This window comes from Janthinobacterium sp. LPB2021202312-11-4 (genome assembly GCF_037049705.1).
GTDB lineage: Bacteria > Pseudomonadota > Gammaproteobacteria > Pseudomonadales > Pseudomonadaceae > Aquipseudomonas.
The window spans coordinates 59,742-77,455 of the sequence record NZ_JBAGKV010000004.1 but is presented as its reverse complement, the minus strand read 5'-3'; the positions used below and the strand labels follow the sequence as shown (position 1 = coordinate 77,455).

Below are 17,714 nucleotides of genomic sequence, written 5' to 3'. Positions count from 1 at the left end.
GCCCCGCTGCGGCAGAATCAAATACGCCGTGCGGCGTAACGCTTGAGCATGCTCGGGACATCGAGAATCAGCGCGATGCGGCCGTCACCCGTGATGGTGGCGCCGGACATGCCCGGGGTTCCCTGGAGCATTTTGCCCAATGGCTTGATGACCACTTCTTCCTGGCCCACCAGTTGATCGACGACAAAGCCGATCCGCTGAGTGCCCACCGACAGGATCACCACATGGCCCTCGCGCTGCTCTTCGTGAGCGGCAGAACTGACCAGCCAGCGTTTGAGGTAGAACAAGGGCAGTGCCTTGTCCCGCACGATCACCACTTCCTGGCCGTCCACCACGTTGGTGCGCGACAGGTCGAGGTGGAAGATCTCGTTGACGTTCACCAGCGGGAACGCAAACGCCTGGTTGCCGAGCATGACCATCAGCGTCGGCATGATCGCCAAGGTCAGAGGCACCTTGATGACGATCTTCGAGCCCTTGCCCTTGGTCGAGTAGATGTTGATGGTGCCGTTGAGCTGGGCGATTTTGGTTTTCACCACGTCCATGCCCACGCCACGACCCGACACGTCGGAGATCTCGGTTTTGGTCGAGAAGCCCGGTGCGAAGATCAGGTTGAAGCAATCCGTCTCGCTGAGACGATCCGCCGCATCCTTGTCCATCAGGCCTTTCTTGACCGCGATACCGCGCAGGACATCCGCGTCCATGCCCTTGCCGTCATCGGAGATGGACAGCAGGATGTGGTCGCCTTCCTGTTCGGCGGACAGAATCACCTTGCCGCTGCGCGGCTTGCCCATCGCTTCGCGTTCGGCCGGCTCTTCGATACCGTGGTCGACCGAGTTGCGCACCAAGTGGACCAGCGGGTCGGCCAAGGCCTCGACGAGGTTCTTGTCGAGGTCGGTTTCTTCGCCGACCAGCTCCAGGTTGATCTCTTTCTTGAGCTGACGAGCCAGGTCGCGAACCAGACGCGGGAAGCGCCCGAAGACCTTCTTGATCGGTTGCATCCGGGTCTTCATGACCGCGGTTTGCAGGTCGGCGGTGACCACGTCGAGGTTCGACACAGCCTTGGACATGGCTTCGTCGCCGCTGTTGAGACCCAGACGGACCAAGCGGTTACGCACCAGTACCAGTTCGCCGACCATGTTCATGATTTCGTCGAGACGCGCGGTATCGACCCGCACGGTGGTCTCGGCTTCGCTGGCCGGTTTTTCCGCTGGCGGAGCCGATGGCGCGGCGCGAGCCGGTGCCGCTGCCGGTTTTGGCGCTTCGGCTTTCGGCTCGGGCGCTTTGGCCACAGGCTTGGGTGCCGCGGCCGGGGCCTTGGCGACAGGCGCAGAAACCACTGCGCCGGTGCCGACTTCGGTGAACTTGCCTTTGCCGTGCAATTCGTCGAGCAGCGATTCGAATTCGTGATCGGAGATCAGATCACCGCCAGCCGCTTTAGCGGTCGGCGCCGCAGGAACCGGTGCCGAAGCAATGGCCGATTCCAGCGCGTCCACGGCAAAGTTGCCCTTGCCATGCAATTGATCCAGCAGTGCTTCGAATTCGTCGTCAGTGATGTCCGAGCTGTCGCCGGCGGCTTTCGGGGCGGCCGGTGCAGCAGGTGCTGCCACCGCATCCACCGCGAACTGGCCTTTGCCGTGCAGTTGATCGAGCAACGACTCGAACTCGGCATCGGTGATTTCGTCGCTGGCGGCCGCATCGCCGGTCGCAGCGGCAGGAGCAGCCACCGGGGCCTCGGCCTGAGCCTTGACGGCGTTCAGCGAGTCCAGCAGTTGTTCGAATTCGTTATCGGTAATGTCGCCCGATTCGCTTTCAGCGACCGGTTCTTCCACCACTTCGGCAACCGGGGCTGCTTCATCGGCCCCTTTCGGCTCGGCCAGACGGGCCAAGGCTGCAAGCAATTCCGGAGTGGCAGCCGTGATCGGGCTGCGTTCGCGGACTTCGGTGAACATGCCGTTCACCGCATCCAGCGCTTCGAGAACCACGTCCATCAGTTCCGAGTCGACGCGTCGTTCACCCTTGCGCAGGATGTCGAACACGTTCTCGGCGATGTGACAGCACTCCACCAGCTCATTGAGCTGGAGGAAGCCGGCGCCCCCTTTTACAGTGTGAAAACCGCGAAAAATTGCATTGAGCAAATCCGCATCATCCGGTCGGCTTTCCAGCTCGACCAGTTGTTCGGACAGTTGCTCTAGAATCTCGCCGGCCTCAACCAGGAAATCCTGAAGGATCTCTTCATCGGCGCCGAAGCTCATTAAGGGGGTGCTCCTAAGGTCTAAAAACCTAAAAAACCTGAAGTTCTAAAACTCTAAAATCCCAGGCTGGATAACAAATCGTCCACATCGTCCTGACCGGACACAACATCTTCTCTTTTATCGGCATGAATCTGCGGACCTTCACCCTGCGAGAGATGTTTTTGCGGATCTTTTTCAGCCAGCATCGCTTCACGGTCATGTTCGATACCCGCAAAGCGGTCTACCTGACTGGCCATGAGCACGAGCTTGAGCAGGTTGCTTTCAACTTCGGTGACCAATTGGGTCACACGCTTGATCACTTGACCGGTGAGGTCCTGGTAATCCTGAGCCAGCAGAATGTCGTTGAGGTTGGCCGACACCACGCGATTGTCATCGCTGCTGCGTGTCAGGAAACCGTCGACCCGCCGGGCCAGTTCGCGGAACTCTTCAGCCCCGACTTCGCGACGCATGAACCGACCCCAGTCGGTGCTCAATGCCTGGGCTTCGACGCTCAGGGCATTGACCAGCGGCGTGGCGTTTTCCACCAGGTCCATGGTGCGGTTGGCTGCGGCCTCGGTCAGCTTGACCACATAACCCAGACGCTCGGTGGCGTCCGTGATTTGCGAGACTTCCTCGGCTTGCGGCATGTGCGGGTCAATCTGAAAATTGACGATCGCGCTATGCAGCTCGCGAGTGAGCTTGCCCACTTCCTGGTACAGGCCGCGGTCACGGGTCTGATTGAGCTCATGGATCAGTTGCACAGCGTCGCCAAACCTGCCTTTTTCAAGGCTTTCGACCAGTTCGACCGCGTGTTTTTTCAGGGTCGACTCAAAATCGCCCTGTGAAGATTCTTTATGCTCCATAGCTCCCCCGTGGCTCAGTTGCTCAACCGATGCGTTCGAAAATCTTCTCGATTTTTTCTTTCAACGCCTGGGCCGTGAAGGGTTTGACCACATAGCCGTTCACGCCGGCCTGGGCTGCTTCGATGATCTGTTCGCGCTTGGCTTCAGCAGTCACCATCAACACTGGCAAATGCTTGAGTTTTTCATCGGCGCGCACGTGGCGCAGCAGATCGATACCGGTCATGCCCGGCATGTTCCAGTCCGTTACCAGAAAGTCGATGCTGCCGCTGTTGAGGACCGGAATGGCAGTGGTGCCATCGTCAGCCTCGACCGTGTTGGTGAACCCAAGGTCACGCAACAGGTTTTTAATGATCCGCCGCATCGTTGAGAAGTCATCAACGATGAGGATTTTCATGTTCTTGTCCAATTCGACCTCCAAGCAGTCTTAAACGCGCCCAGCACCTGGACGCGCCATTTCAATCAATCCGGCAAAGCACTCAAATGACTGTCTGGAGCACAACAGATCGAGACCGCTGCAGTTCAACACCACACCAGCCTCGTTCGCAGTGTCCCCACACTGCCTTCAGCGCGCTCGCCACTCCCCCAAACGCCCCCGCAAACGGGCCGCGCACTGGCTGTGTAACTGGCTGACCCGCGATTCGCTGACACCAAGGACTTCACCGATTTCCTTGAGGTTCAGCTCTTCGTCGTAGTACAGCGCCAACACCAGTCGCTCACGCTCCGGCAAATTGGCAATCGCGTCCGCCAATGCGGCCTGGAAACGTTCATCTTCCAGATCGCGTGACGGCTCAAGATGAGCACTGGCGCCATCCTCGTGCAGCCCTTCGTGTTCGCCGTCCTGCAAAAGGTCGTCGAAACTGAACAGGCGGCTGCCCAAGGTATCGTTCAAAATCCCGTAATAATCGTCGAGACTCAATTGGAGTTCGGCCGCAACCTCGTGATCTTTAGCATCACGGCCGGTTTTAGCTTCAATCGAGCGAATTGCGTCGCTAACCATGCGGGTATTGCGGTGGACCGAACGTGGCGCCCAGTCCCCCTTGCGTACTTCATCGAGCATCGCGCCGCGGATTCGAATGCCCGCATACGTTTCGAAACTCGCGCCTTTGCTGGCGTCGTATTTGGTCGACACTTCAAGCAGGCCAATCATCCCGGCCTGGATCAGGTCTTCCACCTGGACACTGGCCGGCAAACGCGCCAGTAAGTGGTAAGCAATGCGTTTGACCAGTGGCGCGTAACGCTCGATCAGCTCGTACTGCGCGTCACGTGCCGACTTCTTGTAGAGGTTGTAGCCACTGGCTGTCATAGGACGGGCCCTGCGGTCTGTTGCACGAGGCGCTCGACGAAAAACTCAAGGTGCCCACGCGGGTTGGCCGGCAGCGGCCAGGTATCGACCTTTTGTGCAATCGCCTTGAACGCCAGTGCGCACTTGGAGCGCGGGAAGGCTTCGTAGACGGCACGCTGCTTCTGCACGGCCTTGCGCACGCTTTCGTCGTAAGGCACCGCACCGACGTATTGTAAGGCGACGTCGAGGAAGCGGTCCGTGACCTTGGTCAACTTGGCGAACAGGTTGCGCCCTTCTTGCGGGCTCTGGGCCATGTTGGCCAGGACGCGGAAGCGGTTCATGCCGTAATCGCGATTCAGCAGTTTGATCAGGGCGTAGGCGTCGGTAATCGAGGTCGGCTCGTCGCAGACCACCAGCAACACTTCCTGGGCGGCGCGGACAAAACTGACTACCGAGTCACCAATACCCGCAGCGGTGTCGATCACCAGCACGTCGAGGTTGTCGCCGATATCGCTGAACGCCTGGATCAGACCGGCATGCTGCGCCGGGCTCAGATGAACCATGCTCTGGGTGCCGGACGCGGCCGGCACGATGCGGATACCGCCCGGGCCCTGCAACAGAACGTCGCGCAGCTCGCAGCGGCCTTCGATCACGTCGGCCAGGGTACGTTTGGGCGTCAGCCCCAGCAAAACGTCGACGTTCGCCAGCCCCAGATCGGCGTCCAGCAGCATGACGCGCCGGCCAAGCTCTGCTAGAGCCAGGGACAAGTTCACTGACACGTTAGTCTTCCCGACGCCACCTTTGCCGCCGGTCACCGCGATCACCTGTACGGGATGCATGCTGCCCATGTTATTTCTTTACCTTGTCTTGCATAGACGGAGGCCACATTACTGGCTGCGCGTTCATCAAATGAACAATGCATGGCAGACCATCGATGTAGGTACAAAAACTGTTCATTAATACCTCAGCCAACCTGCTTGGTCGGGCTGTGGTAAATATCAGCGAACATGTCAGCCATGGCTTCTTCGCTGGGTTCTTCCTGCATTTGCACGCTGACCGCGCGGCTGACCAACTGGTGACGCCGCGGCAGATGCAGATCATCTGGAATACGCGGGCCATCGGTGAGGTAAGCCACCGGTAATTCATGACTGATCGCGAGGCTCAACACCTCGCCCAGACTTGCCGTTTCATCCAGTTTAGTCAGGATGCAGCCAGCGAGCCCGCAGCGCTTGTAACTGTGATAAGCGGCGGTTAGAACCTGTTTCTGGCTGGTGGTTGCCAGGACCAGATAATTTTTTGACTTGATACCACGGCCGGCCAGGCTTTCGAGCTGCATGCGCAGCGCCGGATCGCTGGCTTGCAGGCCGGCGGTATCGATCAGCACCACGCGTTTGCGCAGCAACGGGTCCAGCGCCTGCACCAGGGACTGGCCCGGATCGACATGGGTCACCGACACATTGAGAATCCGGCCCAACGTCTTGAGTTGTTCCTGGGCACCGATGCGGTAGCTGTCCATGCTCACCAGCGCAATGTTTTGCGCGCCGTACTTGAGCACGTAACGGGCCGCGAGCTTGGCCAGGGTGGTGGTCTTGCCCATGCCGGCAGGGCCGACCATGGCAATCACGCCGCCCTCTTCCAGTGGCTCGATTTCCGGTGTGGCGATCATCCGCGCCAGGTGCGCCAGCAACATGCGCCAGGCCTGACGAGGTTCTTCAATATCGGTAATCATCGCCAGCAGGTCGCGGGACAACGGACCGGACAAGCCGATGCGTTGCAGGCGACGCCACAGGTTCGCCTGGGCCGGACGGCTGCCTTGCAGCTGATTCCAGGCCAGGGAGCCGAGTTGCACTTCCATCAGTTCGCGCAGGCTGTTGAGCTCGAAACGCATCGAATCGAAAGCGCGCGGGTCAACACCGCCAGCGGCTGGCGCAGGGGCCGGCGCGGCGCGGCGCGGTTGTTCGTAAGTTGGCTCGATCAGCGGCTCGGCAGCGGTCAACGGCAGGCCGGCGAACAACTGACGATTGGTGGTCTTGTCACCTTCGGTCTCGCCATCGCCCCGCAGGCTCAGTTCGGCCTGGGCAGTGACGATACGCGACTGAGTCTTGCGCAGCTCATCCTCGAGTTCCATGTTCGGAACACGCGGGGCCAGCGCCGACAATTTGTAATCCAGGGCAGCCGTCAGCTCGACACCGCCGGCGATCCGGCGGTTGCCAATAATGGCGGCATCAGCGCCCAGCTCATCACGAACCAGTTTCATGGCCTGACGCATATCGGCGGCGAAAAAACGCTTAACTTGCATAAACCACTACCTCAGCCGTTGGGCCCTACTGTCGCAACGATGGTCACTTGCTTGTTGTCAGGGATTTCCTGATAAGCCAACACATGCAAACCCGGGACTGCCAGCCTGCCGAAGCGCGACAACATGGCGCGAACCGGACCGGCTACCAGCAGAATCACCGGTTGACCTTGCATCTCTTGACGCTGCGCCGCTTCGATCAACGAACGTTGCAGCTTCTCTGCCATGCTTGGCTCCAGCAGAACGCCCTCTTCCGAGCCTTGTCCTGCCTTCTGAAGACTATTGAGCAATATTTGTTCCAACCTTGGTTCCAAGGTGATAACTGGCAGCTCCGACTCAGTCCCTACAATGCTTTGGACGATTGCACGGCTTACGCCGACGCGCACGGCGGCCACCAGCGCGGCAGTATCTTGACTCTTGGCGGCATTGTTGGCGATGGCCTCGGCGATGCTGCGAATGTCCCGAACCGGCACTTGTTCGGCGAGCAGCGCCTGCAACACCTTGAGCAATTGCGACAGCGACACCACGCCCGGCACCAGCTCTTCCGCCAGTTTTGGCGAGCTTTTGGCCAGCAATTGCATGAGTTGCTGCACTTCTTCGTGACCAATCAGCTCACTGGAGTGCTTGTACAGAATCTGGTTCAAGTGGGTTGCCACTACCGTACTGGCATCGACCACGGTGTAGCCGAGGGACTGGGCCTGGGCACGCTGGCTGATTTCGATCCAGACCGCCTCCAGACCAAAAGCCGGATCTTTGGCGGTAATGCCATTGAGCGTGCCGTAGACCTGCCCCGGGTTGATCGCCAGCTCGCGATCCGGGTAAATCTCGGCCTCGGCCAGGATCACGCCCATCAAGGTCAAACGGTAAGCGCTGGGCGCCAGGTCAAGGTTGTCACGAATGTGCACAGTCGGCATCAGGAAGCCCAGGTCCTGGGACAGCTTCTTGCGCACACCCTTGATCCGCGCCAGCAACTGACCACCCTGGTTGCGGTCCACCAGCGGAATCAGGCGATAGCCCACTTCCAGGCCGATCATGTCGATCGGGGTCACGTCATCCCAGCCCAATTCCTTGGTTTCCTGGGCGCGGGCCGGGGATGGCAGCAGCTCTTGCTGACGCTTGACCTCTTGCAGGGCCTGGACCTTGACCACGTTCTGCTTCTTCCAGAACAGGTAAGCGCCGCCGCCTGCCAGGGCCGCCATGCTGAGAAAGGAGAAGTGCGGCATGCCGGGCACCAGGCCCATCACCGCCATCAAACCTGCCGCGACGGCCAGCGCTTTGGGCGAGGCGAACATCTGGCGGCCGATTTGTTTGCCCATGTCTTCCGAACCGGAAGCACGGGTCACCATGATCGCCGCTGCTGTGGATAACAACAGTGATGGCAATTGCGCCACCAAACCGTCACCGATGGTCAGCAGCGCATAAACCTTGCCGGCGTCACCGAAGCTCATGCCGTGCTGGAAGATACCGACCGCCATGCCGCCGATCAGGTTGATAAACAGAATCAGCAGGCCGGCGATGGCGTCACCGCGCACGAATTTGCTGGCACCGTCCATGGAACCGTAGAACTCGGCTTCCTGGGCGACTTCCATGCGGCGCAGTTTGGCCTGGTTTTGATCGATCAGGCCGGCGTTGAGGTCGGCGTCGATGGCCATTTGCTTGCCGGGCATGGCGTCGAGGGTGAAGCGCGCGCTCACCTCGGAAATCCGCCCGGCACCCTTGGTCACGACGACGAAGTTGATGATCATCAAAATCGCGAACACCACGATACCGACCACGTAGTTACCGCCGATCACCACCTCACCGAAGGCCTGGATCACCTTACCGGCAGCAGCGTGGCCTTCCTGACCGTGGAGCATCACCACCCGCGTGGACGCCACGTTCAGCGCCAGGCGCATCAGCGTCGCCACCAGCAAAATCGTCGGGAACACCGCGAAATCCAGCGGTCGCAAGGCGTAGACGCAGACCAGCAACACGACGATCGACAAGGCGATGTTGAACGTGAAGAACACGTCCAGCAGGAACGGCGGCACCGGCAACATCATCATGGCCAGCATGACCAGCAGCAACAGCGGCACACCCAGATTGCCCCGACTCAAGTCGGCGACGTTAGCGCGGGCACTGTTGATTAACTGAGAGCGATCCACCGGTTTTCCCCGTTCCTTTAAAGCAAACTTTTGACGCCTGAAGCAGACGCAGAGCGGCTACTGCAAGAAGCCTTCCAACTTTTGCCGGGACGGGGAATAGAGGGTTATGCAGGTTGAATAAAGATCAAAAGATCGCAGCCTTCGGCAGCTCCTACAGGGATCGGGTGTTATCCGCGATGCCGCGGTGTAAACCCAACCTGTAGGAGCTGCCGAAGGCTGCGATCTTTTGATTTTAAACAGGCATGTTCAAGCGACATCTCCAGACACTCTCTCACCCTGCCCATTCTTGAGCCGCAGATCCGCAGGGCTTGAATCCCCCCACAGGTTCAAGCCGACACAGTCACTGCGCCGTCAGAATCTGCCCCGGCGAAATTTCGCCGAAACCGAGCTCGCTGCCTTTCATATACCGCGTCCCCCTGAACATTTGCAGCCCTTCAACCTCGACAAAATCCTCATGGGCATACATCAGCACCACTTTGGTTTCCGGCGCGATCAAGTCGGGTAATTGCACTCCACCTTGCAGAAGATTGAGGGCCCACTGAAAGCGAATCACCGGCAAATCACTGATTTCAATCTGCCGTGAACCACCCGTCAAGCGAAAGTCCATGTGGGCCTTGATTCTCAACTTCTGACCGACCACTTCAAATAGCGGCTTGCTGTAACGCTGCTCCAACTCGCCGTTCGACCACTCATCCATGTAGTAACCGGGGCGGGTGAAAATATCGAACAGTGCTTTATTGCCGCCAATACTGCCGGCCGCATCAAAGAGGTAGTTGTAGGCGTAGTGATAGGCCAACCCATCCAGTTCAGGCCGAATGGCATTTACCGCGCTGTTCAGATAGCCCGGAATATAAACATTCGCCATTTGCACAAAGTGAGTGAAGTCCAGGGTCATGTCGAACGTGACCGTATAACCGATGGACCGCCCACCAGGATTGTCCTCGAGCCTTCCCGAGACGAACTCCAGTGCCATGCCCTGAAGTTTTCTGTATTCACGCTCTGCCATGATCATGCCCTCCCAACCTGAATGAATGTCCATCCATGACACCGCTTGAGGGGGCAGCCGTCTACTGTCAGAACTAACAGGTCAGGGCAGTTTTCGGACAGATGGCCCGCCGATCTTTTGATTTTAAACGGGCATGTTTAAGCGACATCTCCAGACACTCTCTCGCCCTACACATTCTTGCGTAGCGGCCTACGGCTGCGCCAGAATCCGCCGGCTTGTGCGCTTGAGGGCCGGGTTTTATCGTTTCCGGGTCGCTGAAAAACAGCGATCGGGTTTGGTAGCCCGGTTATTTTGACTTGCGTGCATAGCGCGCCTGATGCGTGGCTTTTTGGCCTGCGTTTATGGTGGCCATGCGCAGGGCGTCTTCGGGCGCGCCGGTTTTCAAGTCACCGGTCTACCAACCTTCGTATGGCCACCACCTCTTCGTTTGGTAGCGAGGGTGATGGCTCCATTTTTCTGACTTGGAATTTCGCCCATGTTCAAACCAACACCGAACCCACCCGATACCGACGACACCTCAATCGACCGGCAAAAACTCCAGGAAGCCGCCGACCGCGCCCTCGAGGACTACATCAACCTGTCCGCCCGCCTGAACGCCAGCGAGCGAAAACCCAGCACGATGTTTATGATCGCCCCCGACAACAAAACCGAAAACCTGCTGGCCCATGCCTGTGAATCGCTGACCTCGGCCAGCGTCATGGCCAGTGATTTCGCCACAGGCCTGAAAGGCCCGCAGCGCAGCACGATGCTGGCGCTCCAGCAAATCATCATGCTTGGGCAATTGGCGGCGAATCAGGCATTGGACAACCTGGACCCGCAGGGCTAGGTAACCCACACAGTCAAAAGATCGCAGCCTTCGGCAGCTCCTACAGGGACCACATTCCAATGTAGGAGCTGCCGAAGGCTGCGATCTTTTGCTTTTGACCCATCAGGAATCGCGACGCAAATCCGGCGGGATCGGCAGGTCGTCCTTGAGCGGGTCCGGGCGTTTGCCCTTGCCGGCGCGGTGCTGGCGGATCTGGTAGACGTAGGCCAGGACCTGGGCCACCGCCAGGTACAAACCGCCCGGAATTTCCTGGTCGAGCTCCGTGGAGTAGTAGATCGAACGCGCCAGCGCCGGGGACTCCATCAGCAGCACTTCGTTGGCCACGGCAATTTCACGAATTTTCAAGGCCAGGAAGTCGCTGCCCTTGGCAATCAACATCGGCGCCCCGCCCTTCTCCGGATCGTACTTGAGGGCCACGGCGTAGTGCGTCGGGTTGGTAATAACCACGTCGGCATCGGGGATGGCCGCCATCATCCGGCGCTGGGACATTTCGCGCTGCAACTGACGAATCCGCTGTTTGACCTCCGGCCGCCCTTCCTGATCCTTGTGCTCGTCGCGCACTTCCTGCTTGGTCATCAGCAGTTTTTTGTGGCTTTCCCATAGCTGCACCGGCACATCGACCGCCGCGATGATGATCAGCCCGCACGCCATCCACAACGTGCTCCAGCCCACCACTTGCAGGCTGTGAATGATCGCCAGTTCCAAGGGTTCGTGGGCAATGCGCTGCAAGTCGGAAATGTCCGAAGACAACACCGCCAACGCTACAAACAGGACGATGGTGAACTTGGCAAACGCCTTGAGCAGTTCCACCAGCGCTTTGGTGGAAAACATTCGCTTGAGGCCGCTGAGGGGGTTCATCCGACTGAATTTCGGCGCCAGGGAGCCGAAGGCAAAGAGCCAGCCCCCAAGGGAAATCGGACCGATAATCGCCGCCAGCACCAGGGAGATCATGATCGGCTGGATCGCCCACAAGCCGATTTGCCCCGAGTGCAGCAAATAATTGGCCATGGATTTCTGGTCCATGATCACTTCTCGCGGCAGCGAGAAGTTGATGCGCATCAGCTCCATCATGTCCTGGGCCAGGGCACCGCCGAAAATCAGCAGGGCACTGGCCCCCACCAGCATGATCGCCAGGGTGTTGAGCTCCTTGGATCGCGCCACCTCGCCTTTATCGCGGGAGTCTTTCTTGCGCTTGTCCGTGGGGTCTTCTGTTTTGTCCTGACCGCTTTCGCTCTCAGCCATGACTCAGCGCGCCTGTGCCAGTTCGCGTAAAAACTGCAAGGCCTCGACGGCCATGGGTTGATACTGGTTGAGAATATCCCCCAGGCTGACCCAGAGAATGAACATCCCGAGCACCAGGGTCAGCGGAAAACCGATGGAAAAGATGTTCAGTTGCGGCGCCGCCCGGGTCATCACGCCAAACGCGATGTTGACCACCAGCAACGCGGTGATCGCCGGCAACACCAGCACCAGCGCCGCGCCAAGAACCCAGCCCAGCTTGCCGGCCAGTTCCCAGAAATGATTGACCATGAACCCGCTGCCGACCGGCAGCGTGGTGAAGCTTTCGGTGAGCACTTCGAAGACCACCAGGTGGCCGTTCATCGCCAGGAACAGCAACGTCACCAACATGGTGAAGAACTGCCCGATCACCGCCACCGACACGCCGTTGGTAGGGTCGACCATGGACGCGAAGCCCATGCCCATCTGGATCGCGACAATCTGCCCGGCAATGACGAATGCCTGGAAAAACAACTGCAGCGAGAAGCCCAGCACGGCACCGATGATGATCTGCTCGCCGATCAGCAGCAGCCCGCTGAGATCCAGCGGATTGACCGGCGGCATGGGCGGCAGCGCCGGGGTGATGACCACCGTGATCGCCAGGGCCAGATACGCCCGCACGCGGCGGGGCACCAGGGTCGTGCCGAAGATCGGCATGACCATCAGCAACGTGCCGACGCGGAACAGAGGCAACATGAACGTTGCCACCCAGGTACTGATCTGGGTATCGGTCAGCTGCAACAGCGACATGGTTTAGCCAATGACCATTGGAATATTGCCGTACAAGCGCAGGATATATTCCATGAAGGTCTGTACCAGCCACGGGCCGGCGACGATCAGCGTCACCAGCATCACCAACAGGCGCGGCAGGAAGCTCAAAGTCTGTTCGTTGATCTGGGTCGCGGCCTGGAACATCGCGACCAACAGGCCCACCAGCAGACTCGGAATCACCAGCACCGCGACCATCATGGTGGTCAACCACAGCGCATCCCGAAAGATGTCTACGGCGACTTCTGGCGTCATGGCGAAACACCTCCGAAGCTACTGGCCAACGTGCCGATGATCAACGCCCAGCCATCCACCAGCACGAACAGCATGATCTTGAATGGCAGGGAAATGATCAGCGGCGACAGCATCATCATCCCCATCGCCATCAGCACACTGGCCACGACCAGGTCGATGATCAGGAACGGAATGAAGATCATGAAACCGATCTGAAATGCGGTTTTAAGCTCGGAGGTCACGAACGCCGGCACCAGAATGGTCAATGGCGCCTGATCCGGCGTGGCAATGTCGGTGCGCTTGGACAGGCGCATGAACAGCTCCAGATCGCTGGTGCGAGTCTGGGCCAGCATGAAGTCCTTGATCGGCACCTGTGCCTTGAGCACGGCGTCCTGGGCGGTCATTTTTTCCGCCAGGTACGGCTGCAAGGCATCGTTGTTCACCCGGTCGAACACCGGGGCCATGATGAACATGGTCAGGAACAGCGCCATGCCGGTGAGGATCTGGTTCGACGGCGTCTGCTGCAAGCCCAGGGCCTGACGCAGGATCGAGAACACAATGATGATCCGGGTGAAACTGGTCATCAGCATGACAAACGCCGGAATGAAGCTCAGCGCAGTCATGATCAGCAGGATTTGCAGGCTGACCGAGTATTCCTGGGCGCCGTTGGCGTTGGTGCCCAAGGTGATTGCCGGGATCGACAACGGATCGGCGGCCAGCGCCAGCGGCGCCGCCAGCATCAGGGCCAGCGTCAAGACGATGCGTAGCGCACCCATTACTTCTTATCCTTCTGATCCTTGCCCAGCAGTTCCATCAGGCGCTGGGCAAACTCCGGGGTCGTTTTTTCAGTCGCGCTCGGCACGTGCACGGGCTCTTTGAGCACATGCAACGCCGTGATGGTGCCGGGGCTCAGGCCGAGCAGAATCTGCTCGTTACCGACTTGTACCAGCATCAACCGGTCACGGGGACCCAGCGCACGGGAACCGATGATGTCGATCACCTGGCCCTTGCCCGCCGGCCCTGCCTGCTGGACCCGACGCAGCAACCAGGCGAGGAAGAAGATCAACCCCAGCACCAGCAGCAAGCCGAACACCAGTTGCGTCAGTTGCCCGGCCACGCCGCTGGTAACCGCCGGCGCAGCAGCGACCGCTGCCGTGGCCACCGGTTCGGCAGCCAAAGCGCTGAACGGCAGCGCCAGCAACAACCCCAGTACCTTGTTCACTTAGCGCAGCTTCTTGATGCGTTCGCTTGGGCTGATCACGTCCGTCAGGCGAATGCCGAACTTCTCGTTGACCACAACCACTTCGCCGTGGGCGATGAGTGTGCCGTTGACCAGCACGTCCAGCGGCTCGCCGGCCAGACGATCAAGCTCGATCACCGAACCCTGGTTGAGTTGCAGCAGGTTGCGGATGTTGATGTCGGTGCTGCCCACTTCCATGGAAATCGACACCGGAATATCGAGGATCACATCCAGGTTCGGACCGTCCAGCGTCACCGGCTCGTGGTTCTTCGGCACGCTGCCGAACTCTTCCATCGGCAGACGGTTGGAGGCCGAGCTGCCAGTGTCGGCGGCCAGCAGCGCATCGATATCGTCCTGGCCGGCATCACCGGTTTCTTCCAGGGCGGCAGCCCATTCATCAGCCAGTGCCTGGTCGTCCTGGGCGTTCATATCGTCGTTCATCGTGTGTCCTCGGCGGGCAACTCTTCAAACAGAAGCAGTCATGTGGCAAATAGGGGTTGGAGCGCCGGTCAACGGCGCTCGATCGGCTCAATCACTTGCAACGCGAGGTTGCCTTTGTGCGAGCCCATCTTGACCTTGAACGCAGGCACGCCGTTGGCGCGCATGATCATTTCGTCCGGCATCTCGACCGGGATGATGTCCCCCGGCTGCATGTGCAGGATGTCCCGCAGGCGCAATTGACGACGGGCGACGGTCGCACCAATCGGCACGTCCACATCGAGCACGTCCTGGCGCAGGGCATTGACCCAGCGCTCGTCCTGGTCGTCGAGGTCCGACTGGAAACCGGCGTCGAGCATTTCGCGCACCGGCTCAATCATCGAGTACGGCATCGTCACGTGCAGGTCGCCGCCACCGCCATCGAGTTCGATGTGGAACGTGGACACCACGATCGCTTCGCTCGGGCCGACGATGTTGGCCATGGCCGGGTTCACTTCCGAGTTGATGTACTCGAAGTTCACTTCCATGATCGCCTGCCAGGCTTCTTTCAAATCGACGAACGCCTGCTCCAGCACCATGCGCACCACACGCAGCTCGGTGGGGGTGAATTCACGCCCCTCGATCTTCGCGTGACGGCCATCGCCGCCGAAGAAGTTGTCCACCAGCTTGAACACCAGTTTGGCGTCGAGGATGAAAAGCGCGGTACCGCGCAACGGCTTGATCTTGACCAGGTTGAGGCTGGTCGGCACGTACAGCGAGTGCACGTATTCGCCGAACTTCATCACCTGCACGCCACCGACCGCAACGTCTGCCGAGCGGCGCAGCATGTTGAACATGCTGATGCGGGTGTAACGGGCGAAACGCTCGTTGATCATTTCCAGGGTCGGCATGCGTCCACGGACGATCCGATCCTGGCTGGTCAGGTCGTAACTTTTGACGCTGCCGGGTTCGGAAGCGGTATCGGTCTGTACCAGACCATCGTCGACGCCATGCAACAGCGCATCGATCTCATCTTGGGACAGCAGGTCCTGCACGGCCATGTCGTGTTCCTACTGCAGTACGAAATTAGTGAAAAGCAACTGTTCGATCACCACTTTGCCGAGCTCTTTCTGCGCCACTTCCTGGACGCTCGCGGTGGCCTTCTGGCGCAACATCTCCTGGCCGACCGGGGTCGCGAGGGTGGCGAAGTCCTGACCGGAGAACAGCATGACCAGGTTATTGCGGATGACCGGCATGTGCACTTTGAGCGCATCCAGATCAGCCTGGTTGCGGCCCTGCATCGTGATGCTCACCTGCATGTAGCGCTGGCGGCCGTTCTGGTTGTAGTTGGCGACGAAAGCCGGCGCCATGGGCTCGAAAACCGCCGCTTGCTTGCCGGCCGGAGCAGCTTCCGCCACGACGGCGGGTTTGCTTGAGGCGCTGTGCATGAAGTACCACGTGGCCCCCACGGACAAGCCGATCGCCAGCAGCACCGCCACCACGATCACAATGATCAGCTTGAGTTTGCCTTTGGTTGCAGGGTCTTTAACCACTGCTGCTGCTTCGCTCTTCGCCATGCCAATAATCCGTCACTATTCAGGTTTTCACAGTCGCACGGCAAGGCAAGAGCAAGTGTTATGCCAGAAGCTTAAAAAGCAAAAGATCGCAGCCTTCGGCAGCTCCTACATGGCTGGGGTACACCCTGTAGGAGCTGCCGAAGGCTGCGATCTTTTTAGGGTCGCAGAATTTATCAGGCGTAATAGTCGACAGCGCTGGAGCCAATCACACTGGTAGCCGTCGCCGCCACGTCAGCGACCGTCGGCACAATTTCATCATCCATGGCATCCACCCGCCCGCCACTGGCGCTGGTGCGACCACTCTGCCCCTGCTGCGCCTGTTGATCCTGCCCCTGCCCCTGCCAGCCGCGAGACTGGTCGGACACGTTGACATCGACCTGGCCCATGCCCTGTTGCGCGAACATGTCGCGCAGGCGATGCATTTGCCCGTCCAGCGCTTCGCGAACGCTTGGGTGCGCGCTCATGAACGTCACTTGGGTCTGCTGGTCCGGCACCATGTTCACCCGAATATCCAGACGCCCCAATTCCGCAGGCTGCAACTGGATATCGGCGGCTTTCAGGTTGGCGCTGGACAGGTACATGACCCGGTTCACCACCTCTTCGGTCCAGCCACTTTGATGCATGGCGATCGGCTGATTGGCCGGCAGCGCATTGGCGGTTTTCGGCGTGGCAGCCTGGGTCAGCGCCGCCAGACGACTGGCGAAATCATCGACCCGGGTATCGCTGCTGGCGGACTTCAAGTCCTTCAACCCGTCGGTAATCAAGCCACTGAACGCTTTGTCACCGCCCTGCTCGGTGCTGTCCTTGTCGGATTGCACATCCAGCATGCTCGCCATGCCAGCGGCAAAGGTCTGCGCCGACGTCAGCTCGCCATCGGCGGAGGCCTGGGCCGGTGTGGCTTTGGCCGGAGTCTGGCTGGAAGCGGACACATGACCACTTTGCTCCATGGCCATGCGCAACGCTGGCAAGGCATCGAGCGGGTCGGCTTCCGGATCGAAATCAGTGTCGGTGGTAGCGGGCGCGGGCGCCGGGGTAACAGCGGCGGCCACCGCTGCTTCGACTTGCGGCGGCGCGGTCGTCACCACCGGCGCGGCCTCCGGCGACGGTGCCGGTACAACCGGTTGCGCCGCTTGCAGCATGGCAGGGTCCAGTGTCGGATCTACCGGCGGGGCATCCGCGACGACGGGCGTATCGCTGCTGTCGGAATCTTTATCGCTGGCGCTCTGGTCGTCGGTCGAGGACGCCACTGGTTTGTCGTCGGGCAAGGATTTGCCGCTATCGGCAACAGTCGTGTCCGGGGCGGCAGATTTGCTGTCGCTGACGTCTTTTTTTCCTGGGCTGTCCGGGGTCTTGTCCCGCGCCGGCTTGACCGGTGTGTCAGCCAATACGGCAGGCTTGTTCGGGGCCTGATTGGCGAAGACCTTGGCGAAGCTGGACGCCTTGTCCCCAGGCTCGGCAGCGACCGGCGAGGGATTGGCGGCGGCGACTTGAGGCTTGACCTTGGCGGCAGCCTGAAGAAGCGAATTGGGGGTAACGGGCATAACGCGGTCTC

General features: G+C 59.8%; 18 protein-coding genes. 1 reads left to right on the top strand and 17 read right to left on the bottom strand.

The features are described from left to right. Positions 1–17: 17 nt before the first annotated feature. From V5E99_RS05795 to V5E99_RS05760, 8 genes are all read right to left on the bottom strand, one after another. On the bottom strand, positions 18–2,252 hold the full coding sequence (locus tag V5E99_RS05795) for a chemotaxis protein CheA (protein WP_499801567.1): 2,235 nt from the start codon (positions 2,250–2,252) through the stop codon (positions 18–20). A 53-nt stretch (positions 2,253–2,305) separates the two neighbouring features. Continuing rightward, positions 2,306–3,094 (bottom strand): protein phosphatase CheZ, encoded by a 789-nt coding sequence (locus V5E99_RS05790; RefSeq protein ID WP_499801566.1) that lies wholly within the window; start codon positions 3,092–3,094, stop codon positions 2,306–2,308. A 22-nt stretch (positions 3,095–3,116) separates the two neighbouring features. After that, complete coding sequence (locus V5E99_RS05785; protein WP_003183998.1) at positions 3,117–3,488, bottom strand: chemotaxis response regulator CheY; 372 nt, start codon at positions 3,486–3,488, stop codon at positions 3,117–3,119. Between the two features lie 168 nt (positions 3,489–3,656). Then, a complete protein-coding gene (gene fliA, locus V5E99_RS05780; RefSeq protein ID WP_007894214.1) occupies positions 3,657–4,397 on the bottom strand; it encodes an RNA polymerase sigma factor FliA in 741 nt (246 codons plus the stop codon). Next, entirely contained in the window at positions 4,394–5,224 is an 831-nt protein-coding gene (gene fleN / locus V5E99_RS05775; RefSeq protein ID WP_003222917.1) for a flagellar synthesis regulator FleN, read from the bottom strand. The genes fliA and fleN overlap by 4 nt, the downstream gene beginning before the upstream one ends. Before the next feature lie 116 nt (positions 5,225–5,340). Beyond that, positions 5,341–6,675 (bottom strand): flagellar biosynthesis GTPase FlhF, encoded by a 1,335-nt coding sequence (gene flhF, locus V5E99_RS05770; protein WP_499801565.1) that lies wholly within the window; start codon positions 6,673–6,675, stop codon positions 5,341–5,343. Positions 6,676–6,686: 11 nt separating this feature from the next. Further along, positions 6,687–8,816, bottom strand: a complete 2,130-nt coding sequence (gene flhA, locus V5E99_RS05765) for a flagellar biosynthesis protein FlhA (protein WP_499801564.1) — start codon at positions 8,814–8,816, stop codon at positions 6,687–6,689. A 340-nt stretch (positions 8,817–9,156) separates the two neighbouring features. Next, positions 9,157–9,855, bottom strand: coding sequence for a hypothetical protein (locus V5E99_RS05760; RefSeq protein WP_499801563.1), 699 nt, complete (start codon positions 9,853–9,855; stop codon positions 9,157–9,159). A 442-nt stretch (positions 9,856–10,297) separates the two neighbouring features. Between V5E99_RS05760 and V5E99_RS05755 the strand changes: the two genes are divergently transcribed. Continuing rightward, complete coding sequence (locus tag V5E99_RS05755) at positions 10,298–10,648, top strand: DUF6124 family protein (protein WP_499801562.1); 351 nt, start codon at positions 10,298–10,300, stop codon at positions 10,646–10,648. A 102-nt stretch (positions 10,649–10,750) separates the two neighbouring features. Here V5E99_RS05755 and flhB read toward each other — a convergent pair whose 3' ends face one another. The 9 genes from flhB to V5E99_RS05710 form a co-directional block, all read right to left on the bottom strand. Continuing rightward, positions 10,751–11,890, bottom strand: a complete 1,140-nt coding sequence (gene flhB, locus V5E99_RS05750) for a flagellar biosynthesis protein FlhB (protein WP_499801561.1) — start codon at positions 11,888–11,890, stop codon at positions 10,751–10,753. 3 nt (positions 11,891–11,893) lie between these two features. Then, positions 11,894–12,676, bottom strand: coding sequence for a flagellar biosynthetic protein FliR (gene fliR, locus V5E99_RS05745; RefSeq protein ID WP_499801560.1), 783 nt, complete (start codon positions 12,674–12,676; stop codon positions 11,894–11,896). Between the two features lie 3 nt (positions 12,677–12,679). Continuing rightward, a complete protein-coding gene (fliQ, locus tag V5E99_RS05740; RefSeq protein WP_123409175.1) occupies positions 12,680–12,949 on the bottom strand; it encodes a flagellar biosynthesis protein FliQ in 270 nt (89 codons plus the stop codon). After that, positions 12,946–13,704 (bottom strand): flagellar type III secretion system pore protein FliP, encoded by a 759-nt coding sequence (gene fliP / locus V5E99_RS05735; RefSeq protein ID WP_201195000.1) that lies wholly within the window; start codon positions 13,702–13,704, stop codon positions 12,946–12,948. Before fliP ends, fliQ begins: the two co-directional genes overlap by 4 nt. Further along, complete coding sequence (gene fliO / locus V5E99_RS05730) at positions 13,704–14,150, bottom strand: flagellar biosynthetic protein FliO (RefSeq protein ID WP_499801559.1); 447 nt, start codon at positions 14,148–14,150, stop codon at positions 13,704–13,706. The genes fliP and fliO overlap by 1 nt, the downstream gene beginning before the upstream one ends. Then, a complete protein-coding gene (gene fliN, locus V5E99_RS05725; protein WP_499801558.1) occupies positions 14,151–14,609 on the bottom strand; it encodes a flagellar motor switch protein FliN in 459 nt (152 codons plus the stop codon). Positions 14,610–14,677: 68 nt separating this feature from the next. Then, entirely contained in the window at positions 14,678–15,646 is a 969-nt protein-coding gene (gene fliM, locus V5E99_RS05720; protein WP_499801557.1) for a flagellar motor switch protein FliM, read from the bottom strand. Between the two features lie 9 nt (positions 15,647–15,655). Then, a complete protein-coding gene (gene fliL / locus V5E99_RS05715; protein WP_499801556.1) occupies positions 15,656–16,162 on the bottom strand; it encodes a flagellar basal body-associated protein FliL in 507 nt (168 codons plus the stop codon). Positions 16,163–16,335: 173 nt separating this feature from the next. Further along, positions 16,336–17,703 (bottom strand): flagellar hook-length control protein FliK, encoded by a 1,368-nt coding sequence (locus V5E99_RS05710; RefSeq protein WP_499801555.1) that lies wholly within the window; start codon positions 17,701–17,703, stop codon positions 16,336–16,338. Positions 17,704–17,714 lie beyond the last annotated feature (11 nt).

What these genes read in the sequence shown, in the direction of transcription:
- V5E99_RS05795 (WP_499801567.1), bottom strand. Translation starts at nt 2,252, where the DNA reads ATGAGCTTCGGCGCCGATGAAGAGATCCTTCAGGATTTCCTGGTTGAG.
- V5E99_RS05790 (WP_499801566.1), bottom strand. Translation starts at nt 3,094, where the DNA reads ATGGAGCATAAAGAATCTTCACAGGGCGATTTTGAGTCGACCCTGAAA.
- V5E99_RS05785 (WP_003183998.1), bottom strand. Translation starts at nt 3,488, where the DNA reads ATGAAAATCCTCATCGTTGATGACTTCTCAACGATGCGGCGGATCATT.
- fliA (WP_007894214.1), bottom strand. Translation starts at nt 4,397, where the DNA reads ATGACAGCCAGTGGCTACAACCTCTACAAGAAGTCGGCACGTGACGCG.
- fleN (WP_003222917.1), bottom strand. Translation starts at nt 5,224, where the DNA reads ATGGGCAGCATGCATCCCGTACAGGTGATCGCGGTGACCGGCGGCAAA.
- flhF (WP_499801565.1), bottom strand. Translation starts at nt 6,675, where the DNA reads ATGCAAGTTAAGCGTTTTTTCGCCGCCGATATGCGTCAGGCCATGAAA.
- V5E99_RS05760 (WP_499801563.1), bottom strand. Translation starts at nt 9,855, where the DNA reads ATGGACATTCATTCAGGTTGGGAGGGCATGATCATGGCAGAGCGTGAA.
- V5E99_RS05755 (WP_499801562.1), top strand. Translation starts at nt 10,298, where the DNA reads ATGTTCAAACCAACACCGAACCCACCCGATACCGACGACACCTCAATC.
- flhB (WP_499801561.1), bottom strand. Translation starts at nt 11,890, where the DNA reads ATGGCTGAGAGCGAAAGCGGTCAGGACAAAACAGAAGACCCCACGGAC.
- fliR (WP_499801560.1), bottom strand. Translation starts at nt 12,676, where the DNA reads ATGTCGCTGTTGCAGCTGACCGATACCCAGATCAGTACCTGGGTGGCA.
- fliQ (WP_123409175.1), bottom strand. Translation starts at nt 12,949, where the DNA reads ATGACGCCAGAAGTCGCCGTAGACATCTTTCGGGATGCGCTGTGGTTG.
- fliP (WP_201195000.1), bottom strand. Translation starts at nt 13,704, where the DNA reads ATGGGTGCGCTACGCATCGTCTTGACGCTGGCCCTGATGCTGGCGGCG.
- fliN (WP_499801558.1), bottom strand. Translation starts at nt 14,609, where the DNA reads ATGAACGACGATATGAACGCCCAGGACGACCAGGCACTGGCTGATGAA.
- fliM (WP_499801557.1), bottom strand. Translation starts at nt 15,646, where the DNA reads ATGGCCGTGCAGGACCTGCTGTCCCAAGATGAGATCGATGCGCTGTTG.
- fliL (WP_499801556.1), bottom strand. Translation starts at nt 16,162, where the DNA reads ATGGCGAAGAGCGAAGCAGCAGCAGTGGTTAAAGACCCTGCAACCAAA.
- V5E99_RS05710 (WP_499801555.1), bottom strand. Translation starts at nt 17,703, where the DNA reads ATGCCCGTTACCCCCAATTCGCTTCTTCAGGCTGCCGCCAAGGTCAAG.